We start from the raw sequence: 18,820 nt of genomic DNA on the forward strand, positions 1-18,820 counted from the left end.
ATAGTTATTCCTATCTGCTTTTTTTATGCTGAAACAGACGCGTTTACACTATTTTTGATAGACTTTCAATATCCAATGTTCGCTTGATTAAATCTAGGTGCAAACTGACAAAATATTTTATAGCTTATTTCAAGCTTTTCCTAGCATATTTTTTGCCATAATTGGTGATACGACTGCCAATGTCAACGCATATCAATTTGTTTCAGTCGAACTAAAAGAAACTGCTTTTAGGATTGATGGGGTATTCATCCCCACAAGTGAAACTACAAACCAACCACTTTACTTTGTTGAAGTTCAGTTTCAATTAGACGCAAATTTTTATAGACGCTTCTTTGCCGAAATCTTCCTTTACTTGCGTCAAAACGAATCAGTCAATTTTTGGCGTGCTGTTGTCATCTATCCACAACGAAGTTTAGATCCAAACGATCGGCTACCATATCAATTGCTGCTAGACAGTTCACAAGTGCAACGCATTTATCTAGATGAATTAGATACGGGGGAGAACTCACTTCAAGTTGCGATCGTTAAATTAATTATCGAAAGAGAAGAGGCAGCCGTTGACAAAGGTAGAGAATTGATTTTACAAGCAAGGCAACAACTGGCAGATGAATCTACCAGCAAGCAAATTGTAGAATTGATAGAGACTATTCTGTTGTACAAATTTACCCGGTTAAGCCGAGAGGAGTTAGCAGAAATGTTGGGTATAGACGACGAATTCAAAAAAACACGGATGTATCAATCAATCAAGGAAGACGGCTTAGAAGAAGGTCGCCAAGAAGGTCGCCAAGAAGGTCGCCAAGAAGGTCGCCAAGAAGGTCGCCAAGAAGGTCGCCAGGAAGCTAAGTTAGAAGCTATTCCCCGATTGTTGGCATTGGGATTGAGTATAGAGCAAGTGGCGGTGGCTCTCGATTTAACGGTGGCACAAGTAGAGCAAGCAGCCCAGAATTAGTCTATCTGATGGTGGGTAGTGCTTGCGTCTAATTTAATTCGCAAGTGCGACGCCGATAGCGTACTCCTTTCCTGCGGAACGCTACGCGAACGGAGAAGCAAGCTACGCGCAGCGTCTCGTAGAGAAGCGTTAGCGAGTCCGCGTACTCTTTCAGAGAAGCAAGCTACGCTTTTAGCGTCTGTCTGCGACACGCTGCGCGAACGTAGAGAGCGTCATAGCTTGTTTTAGACATCGCCTCTTTTTGTTTTAGCTAAACCAGAAGCGATGTCTACGACGGGCTTACGCCTACGAACTCAAAACTTGGGTTACATCTTACCGTGTTGCAGCACTTGTTGTAGATGTTGGCGAATCTCTTGTGCGTGTTCAATATCAGATTGCCGCAATTTTTGAAATAACTCTACACAAGGTTGAGAACCTACTTTTTCTGCATCTTTGATGTAGGTATCGTAAGCTTTAACAGCTTCAGCCTTGTTGTGCAAAACGGTGACAAAATCATACTCCAAGTCGCTAATCGCTGTTTGAGATTGTCCGTTACCTGTATTTGTAGCCATTGCTTGAACCTCTTTTAGAATTTCTAATTAACGTTATATTCACCCTTAAAGAGCGATTCATCTTCCAAAAAGAGTATATTTCAATACGTCGGAAGTACCTTGCAAAAATAATTTCCTGATACAGCCTCACACAAAGGAGTGGGGAGTGGAGAAAAAGTATTTTCCCCACTCCCCAGTACAGACGCAATTAATCGCGTCTCTCCCACTCCCCATTTTCATAACAATTTATCCAAGCGGTTGATTCTCATCACATTGACGTGAATACTGTAATTCCAACTCGTTTTGACGTTCTCTACCTCCCCTATACACAACCGGACAAAACTTAGTGTTAGCGCTCATACAATCCATGTGTGGTGTCTTAGCGCATACCACGAGTAGTCCACCCAAAACAAATAACAAACCACAAATTGCAAGCGTATTAACCCAAGAAATTTCCAGCGCTCCGTGAACTACTACCTCTCGCAGCAAAGATACTATTGTTACCTCAACTGCCACTCCTACAGAGATACTATGTTCTTGCAAATAGACCATTAATAGTCGAAATAACTCGACTAAAATCAACACAAATAGTATTTTTGCAGTCACATGTTTATAGTCTAGTGGCTGCGTGAGGGCAATAGCTATCCCCCACAATTGGATTAGCATGACGGCGAACAAACCCAAACACAAAACAATCACAATTAAGTCTTGAAAGGCTTCCATGTTGCGAACAATTGATTGCCGATCAAGCCAGCGATCGCTAAATAAAAATCGACTTTTCTGGCGCTTTTGCATGTACATTTTTCCAATCGGGACAAGTTCAGACAACACCAGCGAGTCAACCCAATAGTTTTATGTTATGCAATATTAAGTTTTTCTGCCTCAGCGAGGTTGGTAATTTAAATTTTGTGCTTGTTGCAACAATTGCTCGGCATTTTTCGCCCACTGGGGATTTTTTTGAGCATTGTATAAATCTCTAGCAAATTGCAATACTTGTACTGCATCGCCATATTGCTGTAACTGGATAAAAACTAACCCAGCACCATAATAAGCGTTGGGATAGTTAGAGTTAGCTTCGGCTGATTTTCTAAAAGCCTCTAATGCCTCTTGTAATTTACTTTGTTGGAAAAAAATTGAGCCGAGATTGTAGTAAGCTTCTGGATATTTAGGATTAATTTTTAATGCCTGATAAAATGCACTTCTTGCCGGATCGAGTTTACCTTGCTCGAGATAACACATCCCTATATGGTAAGGAGGTTCTGGTGCATTTTTGCTATATTGTACAGCTTTTTTAAAAGATGCGATCGCTTGTTCACAATTTCGTTGCTGTTCTCGTACTAACCCCAGGTTATAGTGGGCAAATCCGAGTTTGGGATCGAGTTCTAAGGCGCGTTGCAAATAATCGTTAGCTAACTTTAAATTATTCCCTTCTAACAACGCTCCGCCTAAATTAGCAAAAGCTGGAGCAAATTTCGGATCGGCTTGCGTCGCTCGATAAAATGCATCCGCAGACGGTTGTAATTGTCCCGTTTGTCTGAATGCTAACCCCAGATTATAATACGCTGGTGCTAATGCCGGATCTAATTTGGTCGCTTGTTTAAAAGCAGGGATCGCATCTTGTACCCTTCCCGCCTGAATTGCTTGTAAGCCTTGGTTTAACCAGTCTACAGCAGTTTTAGGATTAGACTGTGCTAGCTTTGAGGCGACAGGAGGAGATAGAGCAAGAGAAGGGGAGGAAATACTCATAATCAGCAAAGTTAAACTTACTAACCCTGCTATGCGATATTTAAAGAATGATAATCTCATTGATTTTCTGACTTGCAACACTTTCAGTTAAATTTACTTGATAAAAAGTTTTTTACAAAAGTTTTTGATTCAGCATAAAAATTTTTGATGCTTAACTTTTCTTAAGCTAAATCTTACGACAGGCTACAATTTTTTTAACTTTCGATTAAAAGGAGCATAATAACAAATTAAAGAAGGGGTAATTTTGACTCCAGAGAACCATTTTTTATCCCTTGATATCTACGGAATAATGCGGTTATGAATGAATTACCGCAAGGGAGGTTTTTATGAACGAAAAAGTAAAATCGGGTTCGCGGAACGTTGCAATTGTCGGGCCTTATTTAAGTGGAAAAACCACTTTACTAGAAAGCTTGTTATTTGTCACAGGGGCAATTTCCCGCAAAGGCAATATTAAGGACAGCAATACAGTGGGAGATAGTGCTGCCGAGTCGCGCGATCGCCACATGAGTGTAGAAGTTAGCGCCGCTAGCACTGAGTATAACGGCATTCGCTTCACTTTTATTGACTGTCCGGGAAGCGTAGAATTTGCCCAAGAGACGTACAATGCTTTAATCGGAGTTGATGCAGCAATTGTAGTTTGCGAACCCATCCGCGATCGCGTCCTCACCCTCGCCCCTCTATTTAAATTCCTGGACGATTGGGAAATTCCCCATCTCGTCTTCGTCAACAAAATGGATCGGGCAAATATTCACGTACTAGAAACGTTACACGCCCTAAAAGCAGTATCTAGCCGTCCCCTGGTAGCGCATCAATATCCCATCATGAACGGGGAACAGCTCACCGGCTTTATTGATATGGTGAGCGAACAGGCATATCAATATCATCCAGGCGCACCTGCCGATCCCATTCCCTTCCCCGAAAGTTTAAAAGAAGAAGAACATACAGCACGGGCAGAAATGCTCGAAGCCTTAGCAAATTTTGACGATCATTTACTCGAAGAACTTTTAGAAGACATCGAACCATCCCAAGAAGAAATCCTCAAAGATTTAAAAATGGAATTAGGGGCAGATTTGGTAGTGCCCGTTTTCTTTGGTGTGGCAGAACAAGATTATGGTGTTAGACCTTTATTAGAAGCCTTGTTACGAGAAGCCCCCGAACCAGAAACCACAGCAGAACGTCGTTTAAAAAACATCAAAGGTGATAAACCTCTAGCGCAAGTATTAAAAACTTTCTACACTCCCCAAGGTGGCAAACTTTCTCTGGTACGTGTTTGGCGGGGCAAATTAACTGATGGCATTATCCTCAATGGCATCCGCACTGGTGGAATTTACCGCCTCATGGGACAACAACAGCAGTTTGTTAATGAAGTTGGTGCTGGTGAAATTGTCGCATTGAGCCGTTTAGAAGGAATCAAAACAGGGGATACAATCTCCACAGAACCGCAAGCGGCGATGGAATTAGCCAAAGCTGTACAGTTGGAACCAGTGTATGCCCTCGCCATTACACCAGAAAAGCGCAACGATGAAGTTAAACTCAGCAGTGCCATTACCAAGTTGTTAGAAGAAGACTCTTCACTTGCTTGGGAACAACACGGCGATACCCACGAAGTTATTCTTTGGGGTCAAGGCGAGATTCATTTGCAAGTCACCCTAGACAGACTGCGCCGCAAATATAACTTGCCAATGACAACCCACTTACCGCAAGTGCCTTACAAAGAAACCATCCGCAAAACGGTGGCTTCAGTTCATGGGCGCTACAAACACCAAAGTGGTGGTCACGGACAGTTTGGTGATGTTTTTCTCGAAATCAAGCCTTTACCACGCGGTACAGGTTTCAACTTTAATGAAACCATTGTCGGTGGCGTGGTTCCGAAACAGTACATTCCTGGCGTAGAAATGGGCGTGCGGGAATTTTTGACACACGGGCCTTTGGGCTTCCCAATAGTGGATTTGGCGGTAACTCTGACTAATGGTTCGTATCACAACGTTGATAGTTCCGAACAAGCCTTTAAACAAGCTGCCCGATTGGCAATGCAAACAGGGATATCCCAAGCGGAACCTACCCTATTAGAACCAATTCTGCGGGTAGATGTTATCACACCGAGTGAATTTACCTCCAAAGTGCTGCAACTGTTGAGTGGTAGACGGGGGCAAATTTTAGGCTATGAGGGGAGAAACGATTGGCAAGGCTGGGATAATGTCTCTGCAAACTTGCCACAAGCAGAGATGCAGAATTTTATTGTAGAGCTGCGATCGCTCACCTTGGGCGTTGGTTCCTTCCACTGGGAATATGACCATCTCCAGGAAGTACCGGAAAAGCTTGCCGAACGCGTCATTCATAGCAATGGCAATGGTGGTAACGGCAACGGCAAGTAATTTTGAATTTTGAATTAATTGTAGAGTAGCGTAGGCAATGCCTGTCGTAGGCATCGCTCCAAGGCTAAGATTCCTGACTTCTGAGAAAAGTCGGGAATCTTTTTTAATCTATAAAAGGATTTGTAAATTTCTAACTTATCTGAAATGATATGAGTTTCATAAAAGCGTTTGGGAATTATGTGATTAAGTACATTCGTCTTAACTACACAGAAAAAACTCATGGGCTTTATAGTCTCTCTTGTAACTAGCCTAATTGCAATTCTCGTTTATCTCAATACAGATAGGATATCTAGTGAAAGGTCACGTTTAGCAATACGTGGAATTATGATATAGGACTCCTATTTGATTTTTGAACAAGACTCAGTACGGATCTATGCCTTCTTTCCTGTTCCCTATTCCCTATTTCCTGTTCCCTGCCCACGCAAGTAAATTCAGGAATCAAACCGGATTCCTATATTGATTGGCAGTATTGCAGTACTGAATTCTTTTTCTAGACTTTTAGTGATTGTCCCACCTGGTAATGTCGGTGTCGTCAATTTCTTTGGTGAAGTTTCCGAAACTACTCTTAATCCTGGTGTCCACTTGCTTAACCCCTTTAGCAAGGTGCTGAATTTTTCTACTCGCCTTAAGGATATAAAAGAAAATGTAGATGCAACATCCCAAGAAGGTTTGAGTCTAAATCTTGATGTCAGTCTTCAGTACAAGCTCGATCCGCAAAAGGCAGCTACAGTCTATAAAACAATTGGAACTGATGAAACACAACTGGTAATTTCCAGATTCCGCTCTACTGTCCGCGCCATCACGGCAAACTACCCAGCCAGTGCAATTTACTCTACCAAACGCCAAGAAATCGCCCAAAAAATTGACCAACAACTTACCCAAGAAATACCGGCTTTGGGTTTCATCGTTGAGGAAGCTCTTTTAAGAAACATCAAAATGCCTGATACTCTACAAGCTGCAATTCAAAACAAACTCAAGACAGAGCAAGAAAACCAGCAGATGAAATTTGTTTTAGAGAAAGAGCGTCAAGAGGCAGAACGAAAGCTGATTGAAGCGCGAGGTATAGCTGATTCTCAAAAAATTATCTCTGGTGGACTTAACAACCAAGTGCTACAATTACGAGCGATTGAAGCCACAGAAAAGCTAGCTAAATCTAATAATTCTAAGCTTGTAATTATTGGTTCTGAAAAAGGCGGTATGCCTATTATGATTCAGCCATAAACAGTAACCTCAAAGCCCTAAAATTTTTTCATCGGGTCAATGGCTTGACATAAGTTTAATTGTATGAATTATATACTATGTATTATTTGCTAGTAAGGTACGTAGGCTTTGCCCGCCGTAGGCATCGCTCACTTTGGGCGTTGGTTCCTTCCACTGGGAATATGACCATCTCCAAGAAGTGCCAGAAAAACTCGCCAAACGTGTTATTCACAGCAATAGCAATGGTAGAAGTCCAACGCTTAGGGCATTTCGTCAATGGATAAGAAAGCAAATCAACCCAACTTAATCTAATCCTTGTTCTTTTAACAACAAATTAGCGTTGTAATACTTAATACTATTTTTATCTGCAACATAAGACTCTACGATAAAAAAAAGGAGCCTAACTTAGGCTCCTTAATAAAAAACTGTTAACAGAATTGTGACTACTTAACAGTCACCTTACCGCCAGCTTCTTCGATGCGCTTCTTAGCATCTTCAGCGGCATCCTTAGCAATACCTTCTTTAACTGCCTTGGGTGCAGCTTCCACCAAGTCTTTAGCTTCTTTCAGACCCAAACCGGTCAATTCCCGAACAATCTTCAGTACGGCAATCTTCTTATCAGCTGGGACTGATTCGAGAATGACTTCAAACTCAGTTTGCTCAACAGCTTCTTCAGCAGGAGCAGCACCACCAGCACCAGGCATCATCATCATGCCACCAACAGGTGCAGCAGCACTTACACCAAAAGCTTCTTCAATTTGCTTGACTAACTCAGAAGCTTCCAGCAAAGAAAGAGTTTTTAGTTGTTCTAAAATGTTATCGGTTGCAGCAGACATTGATATAACTCCTGTAATTTTGATTATTTATTTGTCATGGGTCATTGGTCTTTAACTATAGACTTTTGACTTTTGACTGATGAACCACGAAGTCTATTCAGCAGCAGTTTCAGTGCTACTATCACCTTCAGCAGTGCTTTCGGTGCTGCTATCTTGGACAGCAGCGGTTTCGGTGCTACCACCACTTTGCTCTTGGTCGGCCACAGCCTGCAAAGCACGAGCCAGCGAACCAGGAACTTCGTTGATACCCACAGCAATCTTGGTAGCCAAGGCATTGATAGCCCCAGCAATTTGAGCGATGAGTTGTTCCTTAGATGGCAAGTCTCCTAGTACTTTGACATCAGGTTCTTTGAGTAGGCGACCTTCCAGTACACCACCGCGAAGTTCTGTCTTCTTGCTGACTTTTTGGAATTCTTGGTATGCCTTAATTGCCGATGAAAAATCTTCTTTTACCAGCAAAAAGGCGGAAGAACCGTTGAGCAATTCCGACAAAGGCTGCCATTTTTCATCATCTTTAATAGCAATGCCCATTAGAGTGTTCTTCGTCACCTTACAAACGGTGCCACTAGGACGCAGCCGCCGCCGTAAATCTGTGATTTCAGAAACTGTTAGCCCCTGATAGTCAATTACCAGTGCCAGAGTTGACTGACTCAAAGTTTCTTTGAGGTCAGCTACTATCTCTTTTTTGTTTTCTAGTGTTCTACCCATTCCAATCTCACCTCCTTAAAATAATCGGGGAAGTGCCCTACTTGTACGTTTCTTCTAAACCTGAACCCAAACAACAAACCCCAGCTAATTTAGCCGGGGTTGAGTATTAAGACTCTTGACGCCATAGTTATCACACCTTTAGGGGTGGTAATTTTGACTATTAGAGTTTTAACCTCGGCAGGATATTTAAGCTATTAGCACCTGCTGTCTCCGGCTTTGCCTATTTAATTTTGTCATTTGTCATTTGTCCTTTGCCCTTTGCCTTTACAAATGACTAAGGACTAATGACTAAAAATTAACCAGCTTCGCTCAGTTTCAAATCTCGTAGGGCGGTCACATCAATTTTAATCGATGGCCCCATTGTGGCTGACACATAAAATGTGCGCCAATAACGACCTTTAGCCCCTGAAGGACGGTTACGGTCAATCGTCTCTTGTAATGCCTTCAGGTTGACTAACAAATCTTCAGGCGAGAATGTTGTCTTACCAAACATAACATGGACAATGCCAGTTCGGTCAGCTCGGAATTCTAATTTACCAGCTTTGAATTCTGCGATCGCACCTGCTAAATCAAATGTTACGGTTCCACCCTTGGGCGATGGCATCAAACCACGCGGCCCAAGCAACTTACCCAGCTTTGCCACCTGTGGCATTACATCGGGCGTGGCAATCAGCTTGTCAAAATCCATTCTACCTTTCTGGATTTCGTCAATCAGTTCTTCTGATCCGACTATATCAGCACCAGCGTTACTGGCTTCGTTTACCTTTTCGCCTCTGGCTATCACCGCCACCCGGACGATTTGTCCTGTACCTTTGGGCAGTGCTACCGTTGTCCGTAACTGTTGGTCTGTATACTTGGGGTCAATTCCCAACCGGATATGCGCTTCCGCAGCTTCGGTAAATTTAGCTGTTGCTGTGTCTTTGAGAAGGGCTAAAGCCTCTAGCGGATGATAATCTTTTTCTTCTACTTTTGCTTGCAGACCCTTCAAACGACGCGATATTTTTGGCATTTGTTCTCCTGGGGTAATTCCGAAGCCTCGCCTCTCCCCCGATAATTTTTAGTTATTTGTCCTTTGTTATTTGTCCTTTGTCTTTCGTCACTTACCAATACTTCTCTACGAGAGGCTGCGCCAACGACTACGCTCAGTACAAGTGACTAATGACCAATGACCAATGACCAATGACTAATCCGTAACTGTTACACCCATATTTTTAGCCGTTCCTGCCACAATCTTCATTGCCGCGTCGATATCGTTGGCATTGAGGTCGGGGAGTTTGGTTTGGGCTATTTCTTGCAATTGTGCTTTCGTTATTGACCCAACCTTCTTTTTGTTGGGTTCATTCGAGCCTTTTTCAACTTTCGCCGCCTTCCGAATCAGTACTGATGCGGGTGGCGTTTTGAGTACGAATGTAAAACTCCGGTCTTCAAAAACCGAAATTTCTACAGGTATCACCATTCCAGCTTGGTCTGCTGTTTTGGCGTTGTACTCTTTACAAAACATCATGATGTTGACACCATGTTGACCCAAGGCGGGACCAACTGGCGGTGCTGGGTTGGCTTTTCCAGCATTCAAGGCCAGTTTAATGACCGCCACTACTTTCTTCGCCATTTGTATTTAACTCTGTTTCTCTACCTGATTAAATTCCAATTCTACTGGTGTATCCCTGCCGAAAATTGAGAGCAAGGCTTTAAGTTTACTCCGTTCTGGAGAGACTTCAATCACCTCGCCTTCAAAGTCTTTAAATGGACCAGAAAGCACCATTATCTTATCACCAGTAGCCATGTCAATTTTGACAACTGCTTCTTGTTCGCTGGTTTGTTTGAATATACGTTCAACTTCTGAAGAACTCAGTGGTATGGGGTTGACATGACCGCGACCCTTGCTGCTACCACGTTTTTGTTCTGAACCGACAAAGTTAATTACATGAGAGGTGTTCCGTACCACCTGCCAAGTATCATCATCCATCATCATCCGCACTAGCACATAACCAGGGAAAACTTTTTCTTCTGTATGCTGGCGACTGCCATCTTTACGGATTTTCACCGCTGGCGTCTGCGGAATTTCTACCTGGATAATTTTGTCAGCGACATCAAAAGTTTGAATGCGTTGCTCTAAGTTAGTCTTTACACGCTTCTCACAGCCTGAAGCTACTTGTACTGCATACCAGCGTGCTTCTTTGGACGCTGCTTCTGCCGCTTCTGCTGCTTCTGCTGTTTCTTCTGACTGCAACATTGAGTTGCGTGGTTCATCTGTTGCAAAACTCATTAGAACACCTGTTTTGCTGCCCAAGCAAACAATCCATCGACCAAGTATATCAAAGATGCGGATAGTGCCACCATTAACAACACAGCGGCGGATTCGCTCACTATCTGTTTCCGACTGGGCCAAACTACTTTTTCAAGTTCTTCTTTGGTTCCCTGTATGAAGTTGCCAAAGCTAAACCCATTTCCGGTTTCTGGCAATTCTGCTTCACTTTTTTTGGCCACGACCGTTATCCCCCGTTTCTTATACTAGATCCTGTTTAATTGTCATCTAGGTTTGCAGTTTCGACTCTATTTCACTTACTGGAAGCAAAACAACTGCAAATACAATAAGTTTACCCGAAATTATTAGCGCTAACTGCTATATTAGCAGCCGCGTAATTATTTCGGGCTTTGTTTTTTTGCTCTTGAGCGCGCCCTGGAGGACTTGAACCCCCGACATCAGGTTTTGGAGACCTGCGTTCTACCAACTGAACTAAGAGCGCACAAGCTGTTTTTGATTCAGTGATTGCGCTGAACTAAATTTAAGTTTAACGCAATATGCGATTTATATCATACCTTAATTTTGCCCTTAAAACAAGTCAGCGGCAGATGCCGCTTGCAGCTTGAGATTTCTCCCATACTTTTGAAGGACGAATCACAAAGGGCGGTCAAACCGTTGCTTGATTCGGGTTGCCTTACCTACGCGATCGCGGAGATAATATAGTTTAGCACGGCGGACTTTACCGCGACGTAACACCTTAATGCTGTCAATCCGGGGAGAATGCAACAGAAATACCCGCTCAACGCCCACGCCTTGAAAAACCTTACGAACTGTAATAGTTTCGTTGATGCCGCCATTGCGCTTGGCAATCACAACTCCCTCGTAGGGTTGCACGCGGTATTTTTCGCCTTCCTTGATTTTCACTCCCACTTTTACAGTGTCGCCCACATAAATGTCGGGCAGATTCGATTTTATCTGTTCCGCTTCAATGGAGCGGATAATCTCTTGAGCGTTCATAGTCTTTCTGTCTGCTTAAAAAAAACTCACGATCATCAATGATAAATCGATAATCCTATTTCAGTCTACTTGTTAGGATTGATAATTGTACTGATACAACAGCCTAAAGATCAAAGCTATATTGCAGAATGCCGTACTACAAAGGAAAAATTTATGAAATTTAGCATCGTCATCAGTACCTATAATCGCTTGAATTTGCTGAAAAGAGCAATTGATTCGGCTCGTAACCAAACAATCGAGTGCGAGGTGGTTGTTGCTGATGATTGTTCTTCTGATGACACCCAAACCTATCTCAAAAGCTTAGGGGACAAGGTTGTTTATCATCTTAACGAAGTAAACCAAGGTCATGCAGCAACGGTAAATGCTGGAGTTGCCAAAGCTAGCGGTGACTGGATTAAGTTTTTAGATGATGATGACTATTTAGCGCCCAACTGCATAGAAGAGATGGCAAAGGCGATCGCCCTTCGTCCCGAAGCTGTAATCTGCTCTTGTGTGGCGGCTCAGGTGGATGGCAATGAAGTTGAACTCTCTCGCACTCCCCAAGTTGGCCCCGGTTTAGCTTTTTATATCCCACAAGCCGATATTCACTACGGGATGCTTTTAGAGCTTGTACCCTTTGGTACACCTGTACAAGTAGCTTGTCGACGTGATGCTTTCCTCCAAAGTGGCGGTTGGGACTCCACACTCGATGCTAACTGTGATGACATCGATTCCTGGATTCGGATTGCTCAGTTTGGCGATGCTATTTTCTTCAACCAGTGTCTTGCTTATCGCACTATCTGGCCGGGTGCTTATAATCAAAAGTTTTCTTTGCCTCGGCGGTTGGCGACAAATATTTTAATGAAGGAAAAAATTTATGCCTTGGTAAATGAGCAGCATCGCTCAAAGATTCCCGTCTTTCAGGATATAAAAAATTACCTGAAACTCCATTGGATTTTAGTAGCACTGAAGCAAAAAAATCTCAAGAGTTTTCTTTCCATGATAGATCCATCTATACTTTCTCCTCGGTCTTGGAAGTTTTTGCTAACTGCTATTTCATCACGCCGCTCTCAGGGAAACAATTCTCAGGTTCGTAAACTTGTATTGATTGAGTTTTACTATGATGTCTGGCAAAATTCCCAGAATAAAAGCGCCAGTCTTCAAAATTTAGAATTAGATTCTGTAGCACTGGTGGACTTGCCCATGAGCGCCCAGTCGAACTCTCAGCACTAGACGAGGACGTTACTACCAATTACCAGATTTGTCGCGGTGAAATTATCCAAAGTTGCCAAGATGCCAGAATAACCCTTACCGTAATTAACTTGTGTATAAGTACCCGATTGCACAAACTGTAGGTAGCCATCTAAGATGGGATTGCTGCCAGTGTAGCCCTGACTCTTAAGCACGTCAGTAAGGACTAATTTATCTTCGCTCTGATTAAAATCAGTAATCGTACTAAAACTATTAGAGGCTTGGCAGACGAACCGATCGTTACCGCTACCGCCAGTCAGGGTATCCTGATAATAATTACCACCAACAAAGAGAATGTCATTACCAGCACCTCCGATGAGGCTATCCTCGCTATCACTACCAATGAGGGTATCATCGCCAGCACCACCAATGAGGGTATTCTGGCCAGCACCACCAACAAGGATATCATTGCCAGCACCGCCAATGAGGGTATCTTGATCGTAACCAGCACCACCGCGTAGAAGGTCGTTGCCACTTAAGCCGTCAATGCGGTCATTACCCCCCTGACCATTAATGACATCATCTGAGTTGTCAAAACCATTGACATTATTGTTTAGGTCATTGAGAAAGGTGACTGTGTTTTTGTTGAAGATGGTGTTTTGAGTAGAGTTGGCATTGAAGACATCAAAGCTGTCACGAATGCTGCTTTGCCCATCAAACAAGATATTGCCCACCGTCCATAGATTGTCTAGGTTTTCCAGGGGAAAATTTTGCAGGATAATTTTGTCATCAGCCACCCCTTCAAAGGTGATTTCTAGATTGTTACTATTTTGGGTGAGTAGCAGATTTCGGACAGTCAATCCAGCACCTTGGAATTTCAGGGTATCCAATTCGCCAATAACTGCTGCCGAGGGATTTGAGCCTTTACCTAACCCATCGAAATCAGTGATGATATCAACACCGTCACCTAAATTGTAAACAAATTTATCTTTGCCATCGCCACCAGTTAAGATGTCATTGCCTTGATTACCTGCGATCGTATCATTCCCAGTTTGAGCATTAATTATTTCATTAGAATTGTTGCCCACTAGATTATCAGCGCTATTGGTTCCATTCACCCCGTTAAACTCTAATGCACCAATATCAACCGTACCCTCAGATATTCTGTCAAATCCAGTGCCGCGCTGGTCGGTGGTAATACCCTGTGGAATCAGGGCATTATTGCCTGCATTAATAGCGGGACTATCCCCAATTAAGGCATTAGTAAAGGTTGCACCGTCGTTATTTTGCAGGGGGCTGAGTCTGGGGTCGATAGGATTAGCGTTGGTGCCGACGAGGGTGCTGGTAGTAAAGCCAGTGCTACCAGTATTATCGCCAATCAGGTTATTGCCGAGGTCGGTGAAGTTTCCTTCAACATCGATTAAGTTGCCTGCAATGATGGTATTTCCAACGATAACACTACTATCAGATTCATTGAAAATGCCCCCATTCTCAGCATAAGTGTTGTAGCCAGTTGTTGCCTTGTTATTGGTAATAGTATCGTTAATGAGGGTGAGAGTGCCGTTGTTGTTATAGATGCCACCGCCCCTAGAATTTACATTATTATCAGAGACAGTGCTGTTAGTCAGGCTAAAAGTACCATCATTAAAGACGCCACCACCGTCTCCTTATCTTGCCGTATTACCAGAGATAGTGCTTCCTGTTATATCGACGGTGCCTGAGTTATAAATGCCGCCACCGCTGGAGGTTGCCGTATTGTCAAAGATGCTGCTTTTAGTTAGGCTGAGGATGCCTTGATTAGCGATACCGCCGCCGCTAGAGGTTGCAGTATTCCCAAAGACATTAGTATTGGTAAGCTTAAGGGTTCCTTTGTTATTGATACCGCCGCCGCTGGAGGTTGCCGTATTATCAGAGATATTACTGTTGGTCAGGCTAAGAAGGGTATTGGTATTAACCAAAATAGCGCTATCATTGCCATTAGCAATTTTTAAACCATCAATACTGACATCTCTCCCTAATCCTGCTATCTCAAATACTTTAGAGGCGTTATTTCCACTCACGGTGAGCTTTGATGCCCCAGTTCCAAGAATGGTGAGATCATCGGTAATTGTCAGTTGCCCAGAGGTGAGAGTAATGGTATCGGGTGTGGTATCGCTGAATACATCACCAAAGGCGATCGCATCATCCCCAGCAGTCGCATTAGCTAAATTAATTGCTTCCCGGAGTGTGGTAACGCCGTTGTTGGCATCACCATCATCAGCGTCCCCGGTATTGTTCACTGTGAAGATCGCCAGTACTCCTGCGTAAGCTTTCTGAGTAGTTTCTGTAAACGGTAGAGTAACTTCCATCTGGGCAGTGCGTATTTCCAGTTCCCAGTTACCTCCTAATGCCGCATTGCCTATCAGCTGACGGGAAGCAGCAATATTTGCTCCTGTTAGTTGATGCAGTTTGGTAACAAATTCTGCCCCCACATCACCGTCAGCGACGTTGCAACCATATACGAGTAGGTTGGTTACTGTTGTAGCAGATGTAACTAATGGTTTAGCAGTTTTGGATGAGGTGGAAAATATCTTCTGCCATTGTTGCAGTTGCTGGCTATGGTATTCGAGGGTATCGAGTCCCAAGTGAGTGTTGCCAAGTTGCAAGCTACCGGGGGCACCGTGGCAAACAATATGAATGCTGTTAAAATTCTGGTCAGCGCGAGTTGCCAAAATCTTGGTAATTTGCTCAACACCATTCTGTGTCGGCTGAATAACAAATACTTCAGTGTTGGGAATAACGCCGTTAATTAAACTCTGATAGTCTTCTACTGCTGTGTCGATGAAGACTAGGTTATGTGTATATGAGGTGGGAATTACGGAATTTAATCGGAAGTGTGGAGTACGTAACGTTGCCATTTTGTCACCTCAAACTAAGGTTATGAGTTCAACTCAAATTGACTGAAGCTTTATCATTACTGGGCTTTCACACAATTACTAACAGTAATAATGAATTATTTGTTACCGTTAATTTCCTTCTTTATAATCAAGTAAATTGCTGTTTTTGTAAAGCAGTATTTCAAAAAGGCTTTTATTCTCTGTTTTGGCTGCTGTGCTGTACTAGAGTTTCGATACCAGCTATTGGGAAATAGAAAACTTGAAATAGCAGATTCAGTCTTCAGAATTTTGGAGTTTTACCCCGATTTATTGAGCCGTTACTGAATAAGTCTTTAAGCTAAGTAACTGGTTAGAAGCGCTCTTAGTTAGTAGAAAGTGGTCAATTTTACCCACTACTGACTACTTTTTAGTTGTCGCTGAAGATCTCAATAATTATGTTGATTTCTATTCAGTTACTTATCTTTATTTTTTATACACATCTCAAAGCTTATGCGAATCATACATATTTTGAACCACGTTCAAGAAATAGGTAACGGTATTGTGAATGTGGCTGTGGATCTGGCTTGTCTACAGGCAAAATCTGGTTATGAGGTAGCGGTTGTTTCTGCTGGTGGAGAATACGAGGCTTTACTAGAGCTTTGTGGTGTCAAACATTACCACTTAGACCAAAGCAGGAAACCGCTAAATACGATTAAAGCAGCTAGACGTTACCGAGCGATCGCAGCTGAATTTCAGCCGGATATTGTTCATGCCCACATGATGACGGGGGTAATATTAGCACGTATTTTCAAAGGAAACAAATATGCTTTAGTTTCTACAGTCCACAACGAATTTCAGCGTGCCAGCCTACTAATGGGTTTAGCTGACAGAGTAATTGCTGTCAGTAAAGCTGTATGTGATTCTATGATTAGGCGTGGTATTCCAGAACACAAGTTGCGGATAGTATGTAATGGCACTTTAGGCAGTCCCCGCACCCGACAGATACAAGATTATCTACCTTTACCATTACAGCATCCAGCGATCGCCACTGTAGCCGGGATGTATCAACGCAAGGGAATTGCTGAGTTAATTGCTGCCTTTGAACAAATTGCCTCAGATTTTCCCCAAGCCCATCTTTATTTGGTCGGAAATGGCCCTGATAAACAGCTATTTGAAGCGCAGGCACAAGCAACTGCTGTAAAAGAACGCATTCATTTTGAAGGCTTTCAACCGGAACCTCAACGCTATCTGATATCTTGTGACATATTTGTGCTGGCTTCCCACCGTGACCCTTGCCCTTTGGTACTTTCGGAAGCTAGAGAAACTGGAACTGCGATCGTCGGCACTCAGGTAGACGGGATTCCTGAAGCTTTAGACAATGGGCGAGCAGGTCTTTTAGTGCCAGCAAAAGATAGTCATGCTTTAGCTGGGGTTTTAGTGCAATTACTGAGTAATGCCGAGATGCTGCAAGAGTGGAAACAGCGGGCAAAGAAAAACCTAGAAAGGCTGAGTGTTGCCCGCGTCCATCAGGAAACAATGACAGTGTATCGTGAGTTAATTACAGAATGAGGGTATGGGCACAAGAGGCAGAGGAGCAGAGGGGAACTTATTGCAACTTCTCCCCTGCTCCCTGCTCCCTGCTCCCTGCTCCCTTGCTTTTTTCCCAGTCCCCTTAACAGAGCGATCGCTTTAATTTTAAAGCTATGCCTAAAGCGCCAAAAACCAGTACACCCAAAACGTTAGTTGATTCAGGAACAGCCGTGTAATAAGAAGCGACTCTGATCGGCCCATCTTTATCTTCTTGGTCTGCTGGAATTGGTGGAATGATTCCAGCACCCGGCGCTAGATTAGGCAGGCTAGCGAATGGATTGTAAAACAGGGTTCCGTTTGGGATGACGCCACCACTAAAAGTGATAGTACTACCAGCAATGGTAATGTTTGTAAAAATATCCTTTAGATCGGCGTTAGCAGAGTTACCAATCTTGCCATCTCCATTAACATCTCCCCACTGCACTGTTTCATTATCCAATGCTGGAGTAGAATTCGGATTACTATAGGACAGGGTTTTTAAATCAAAGACCAAGCTATTTATATCGTATCCGGTAGCATTTACAAAGTTATTAGCTACATCTGGGACACCATATTCTATTACTTCCCCTGGTAGAAACCCTGTAAGGATTCTTGGTTTTTTTGCCTCGAATACTGCTTGATTTTTAGTCGTTACAATGGGTTCTACAAAAATGACGGCTCTTGCTGGTGTCCAAGACAAAAAACTAATTCCTGCTGCTCCGAGAACAGACAAGGCTATTTTTGTGGCAATTCTAGTCATATTTGTGTCCTTTGGATATTGATTAACAGAGTGCTATACCGCATGGTTTAAATCAAACAGCAAAAACTCACTTTGAAACTGCTATCTACCAGCTAGATAAATAGTGGTTAATGTGTGCTTGCTCACTGAGTTGATATCTACTCATAGGTTGATTTATAAAGCAATTCTTGTAATGCTTTATCATGATAACTAGTAATTTCACGCAATCTTTATAAAAAATCCAAATTATAACTTATCCATTGACAGATGAGACAATGTGTGATTCATAAGTAATTACCCTGACTGCTAATGAACTGTGGTTCATTCTGTCTTAACGGGACGCTACAACATAGCAGGTTTTAGATGAAATGGTTATAAGATTTAGAGACTATGGCAAACGACTTGCTGATTTTGAGCAAGAAATTTTAGTACGTTGTCCCCAATGCGATAGCATTGCCAAGATATTGACTGTAAAATCTGAGCAATCAAATCTCAGTTCCATCAAAAGAATTACCTGTCAGCACTGTAGCTATACAAAACAAAAGTCAAAGGATGGCAATCGAAAAGCCGCATTGCTAGTGTGGCAGAACAATTACAGGGATAAAAGAAATTCCAGCGATGGAATATTAGACCATTTTTTTGGCTTACCCCTGTGGCTACAAATCTCTTGTTGCGGTCAATTGCTATGGGCATATAATGAAGCACATTTGAACTTCTTGGAAAGCTATGTTCAATCGAGGTTGCGAGAACGCTTGCCAGATGACTCATTAGGCTGGCACAATGGCAGTCTTGCCAGTCGCCTACCGCGATGGATCAAGCTGACGCAGCATCGGGAAAAAGTTTTACAGAAAATTCAACAGTTAAAGCACAAGTTGTAATCA

The 18,820-nt window shown here is 42.8% G+C and carries 19 protein-coding genes, 1 tRNA gene, 2 pseudogenes and 1 other annotated feature; of the genes and pseudogenes, 7 read left to right on the plus strand and 15 right to left on the minus strand.

Features of this window, described 5'->3' with window-relative positions:
• Positions 1 to 97: 97 nt before the first annotated feature.
• The gene (locus CDG76_RS10105) at positions 98 to 949 is read left to right on the plus strand and encodes an Rpn family recombination-promoting nuclease/putative transposase (RefSeq protein ID WP_094348910.1); all 852 of its coding nucleotides are present in this window, start codon (positions 98 to 100) and stop codon (positions 947 to 949) included.
• Positions 950 to 1,254: 305 nt separating this feature from the next.
• Here the strand turns inward: CDG76_RS10105 and CDG76_RS10110 are convergent, their stop codons facing one another.
• The 3 genes from CDG76_RS10110 to CDG76_RS10120 form a co-directional block, all read right to left on the minus strand.
• Positions 1,255 to 1,500 carry a hypothetical protein gene (locus CDG76_RS10110; RefSeq protein WP_094348911.1) on the minus strand — a complete coding sequence of 82 codons (246 nt, stop codon included), beginning with the start codon at positions 1,498 to 1,500 and terminating at the stop codon, positions 1,255 to 1,257.
• Between the two features lie 225 nt (positions 1,501 to 1,725).
• Complete coding sequence (locus CDG76_RS10115; RefSeq protein ID WP_190240812.1) at positions 1,726 to 2,280, minus strand: phosphate-starvation-inducible PsiE family protein; 555 nt, start codon at positions 2,278 to 2,280, stop codon at positions 1,726 to 1,728.
• Between the two features lie 81 nt (positions 2,281 to 2,361).
• Positions 2,362 to 3,285 (minus strand): tetratricopeptide repeat protein, encoded by a 924-nt coding sequence (locus CDG76_RS10120; RefSeq protein ID WP_094348913.1) that lies wholly within the window; start codon positions 3,283 to 3,285, stop codon positions 2,362 to 2,364.
• A 266-nt stretch (positions 3,286 to 3,551) separates the two neighbouring features.
• On the opposite strand from CDG76_RS10120, the gene CDG76_RS10125 reads away from it, so the two are divergent.
• The 3 genes and pseudogenes from CDG76_RS10125 to CDG76_RS36045 all read left to right on the plus strand — a co-directional run bounded on the left by CDG76_RS10125 (position 3,552) and on the right by CDG76_RS36045 (position 7,084).
• Positions 3,552 to 5,600: an elongation factor G gene (locus tag CDG76_RS10125; protein WP_094348914.1), complete on the plus strand. Its 2,049-nt coding sequence runs from the start codon at positions 3,552 to 3,554 to the stop codon at positions 5,598 to 5,600.
• A 447-nt stretch (positions 5,601 to 6,047) separates the two neighbouring features.
• Positions 6,048 to 6,821: pseudogene (locus CDG76_RS10130) on the plus strand (prohibitin family protein); the annotation flags it as partial.
• 77 nt (positions 6,822 to 6,898) lie between these two features.
• The gene (locus tag CDG76_RS36045; protein ID WP_143854066.1) at positions 6,899 to 7,084 is read left to right on the plus strand and encodes a hypothetical protein; all 186 of its coding nucleotides are present in this window, start codon (positions 6,899 to 6,901) and stop codon (positions 7,082 to 7,084) included.
• Between the two features lie 159 nt (positions 7,085 to 7,243).
• Here the strand turns inward: CDG76_RS36045 and rplL are convergent, their stop codons facing one another.
• The 8 genes from rplL to rplS all read right to left on the minus strand — a co-directional run bounded on the left by rplL (position 7,244) and on the right by rplS (position 11,606).
• Positions 7,244 to 7,636, minus strand: coding sequence for a 50S ribosomal protein L7/L12 (gene rplL / locus CDG76_RS10135; RefSeq protein WP_094348915.1), 393 nt, complete (start codon positions 7,634 to 7,636; stop codon positions 7,244 to 7,246).
• 93 nt (positions 7,637 to 7,729) lie between these two features.
• Positions 7,730 to 8,344, minus strand: coding sequence for a 50S ribosomal protein L10 (gene rplJ / locus CDG76_RS10140; RefSeq protein WP_094348916.1), 615 nt, complete (start codon positions 8,342 to 8,344; stop codon positions 7,730 to 7,732).
• Between the two features lie 63 nt (positions 8,345 to 8,407).
• Positions 8,408 to 8,576: a sequence feature (ribosomal protein L10 leader region), on the minus strand.
• A 63-nt stretch (positions 8,577 to 8,639) separates the two neighbouring features.
• On the minus strand, positions 8,640 to 9,353 hold the full coding sequence (rplA, locus tag CDG76_RS10145) for a 50S ribosomal protein L1 (RefSeq protein WP_094348917.1): 714 nt from the start codon (positions 9,351 to 9,353) through the stop codon (positions 8,640 to 8,642).
• 174 nt (positions 9,354 to 9,527) lie between these two features.
• Complete coding sequence (gene rplK / locus CDG76_RS10150) at positions 9,528 to 9,953, minus strand: 50S ribosomal protein L11 (protein WP_094348918.1); 426 nt, start codon at positions 9,951 to 9,953, stop codon at positions 9,528 to 9,530.
• A gap of 6 nt (positions 9,954 to 9,959) precedes the next feature.
• Positions 9,960 to 10,610: a transcription termination/antitermination protein NusG gene (gene nusG, locus CDG76_RS10155; protein WP_094348919.1), complete on the minus strand. Its 651-nt coding sequence runs from the start codon at positions 10,608 to 10,610 to the stop codon at positions 9,960 to 9,962.
• Entirely contained in the window at positions 10,610 to 10,831 is a 222-nt protein-coding gene (secE, locus tag CDG76_RS10160) for a preprotein translocase subunit SecE (RefSeq protein WP_094348920.1), read from the minus strand. The genes nusG and secE overlap by 1 nt, the downstream gene beginning before the upstream one ends.
• 187 nt (positions 10,832 to 11,018) lie before the next feature.
• A tRNA-Trp gene (locus tag CDG76_RS10165) sits at positions 11,019 to 11,091 on the minus strand.
• Between the two features lie 152 nt (positions 11,092 to 11,243).
• Positions 11,244 to 11,606, minus strand: coding sequence for a 50S ribosomal protein L19 (rplS, locus tag CDG76_RS10170; RefSeq protein ID WP_094348921.1), 363 nt, complete (start codon positions 11,604 to 11,606; stop codon positions 11,244 to 11,246).
• 153 nt (positions 11,607 to 11,759) lie between these two features.
• Here rplS and CDG76_RS10175 point away from each other — a divergent pair, with 153 nt between their 5' ends.
• Positions 11,760 to 12,818 carry a glycosyltransferase family 2 protein gene (locus CDG76_RS10175; RefSeq protein WP_223265197.1) on the plus strand — a complete coding sequence of 353 codons (1,059 nt, stop codon included), beginning with the start codon at positions 11,760 to 11,762 and terminating at the stop codon, positions 12,816 to 12,818.
• On the opposite strand, the gene CDG76_RS10180 is transcribed toward CDG76_RS10175, so the two are convergent.
• The 3 genes and pseudogenes from CDG76_RS10180 to CDG76_RS10185 form a co-directional block, all read right to left on the minus strand.
• Entirely contained in the window at positions 12,815 to 13,894 is a 1,080-nt protein-coding gene (locus CDG76_RS10180; protein WP_094348922.1) for a calcium-binding protein, read from the minus strand. The genes CDG76_RS10175 and CDG76_RS10180 overlap by 4 nt on opposite strands.
• 15 nt (positions 13,895 to 13,909) lie before the next feature.
• A pseudogene (locus CDG76_RS39400) lies at positions 13,910 to 14,404 on the minus strand (choice-of-anchor Q domain-containing protein); the annotation flags it as partial.
• Positions 14,405 to 14,443: 39 nt separating this feature from the next.
• Positions 14,444 to 15,673 carry a DUF4347 domain-containing protein gene (locus tag CDG76_RS10185; RefSeq protein ID WP_094348923.1) on the minus strand — a complete coding sequence of 410 codons (1,230 nt, stop codon included), beginning with the start codon at positions 15,671 to 15,673 and terminating at the stop codon, positions 14,444 to 14,446.
• A 468-nt stretch (positions 15,674 to 16,141) separates the two neighbouring features.
• On the opposite strand from CDG76_RS10185, the gene CDG76_RS10190 reads away from it, so the two are divergent.
• Positions 16,142 to 17,200, plus strand: a complete 1,059-nt coding sequence (locus CDG76_RS10190; RefSeq protein WP_094348924.1) for a glycosyltransferase family 4 protein — start codon at positions 16,142 to 16,144, stop codon at positions 17,198 to 17,200.
• A gap of 103 nt (positions 17,201 to 17,303) precedes the next feature.
• Here CDG76_RS10190 and CDG76_RS10195 read toward each other — a convergent pair whose 3' ends face one another.
• Positions 17,304 to 17,960 carry a hypothetical protein gene (locus CDG76_RS10195; protein WP_094348925.1) on the minus strand — a complete coding sequence of 219 codons (657 nt, stop codon included), beginning with the start codon at positions 17,958 to 17,960 and terminating at the stop codon, positions 17,304 to 17,306.
• 347 nt (positions 17,961 to 18,307) lie between these two features.
• Between CDG76_RS10195 and CDG76_RS10200 the strand changes: the two genes are divergently transcribed.
• Complete coding sequence (locus tag CDG76_RS10200) at positions 18,308 to 18,817, plus strand: hypothetical protein (RefSeq protein ID WP_094348926.1); 510 nt, start codon at positions 18,308 to 18,310, stop codon at positions 18,815 to 18,817.
• Positions 18,818 to 18,820 lie beyond the last annotated feature (3 nt).

The sequence above is a fragment of the Nostoc sp. 'Peltigera membranacea cyanobiont' 210A genome (assembly GCF_002246015.1).
In the GTDB taxonomy this organism is placed as follows: Bacteria; Cyanobacteriota; Cyanobacteriia; order Cyanobacteriales; family Nostocaceae; genus Nostoc.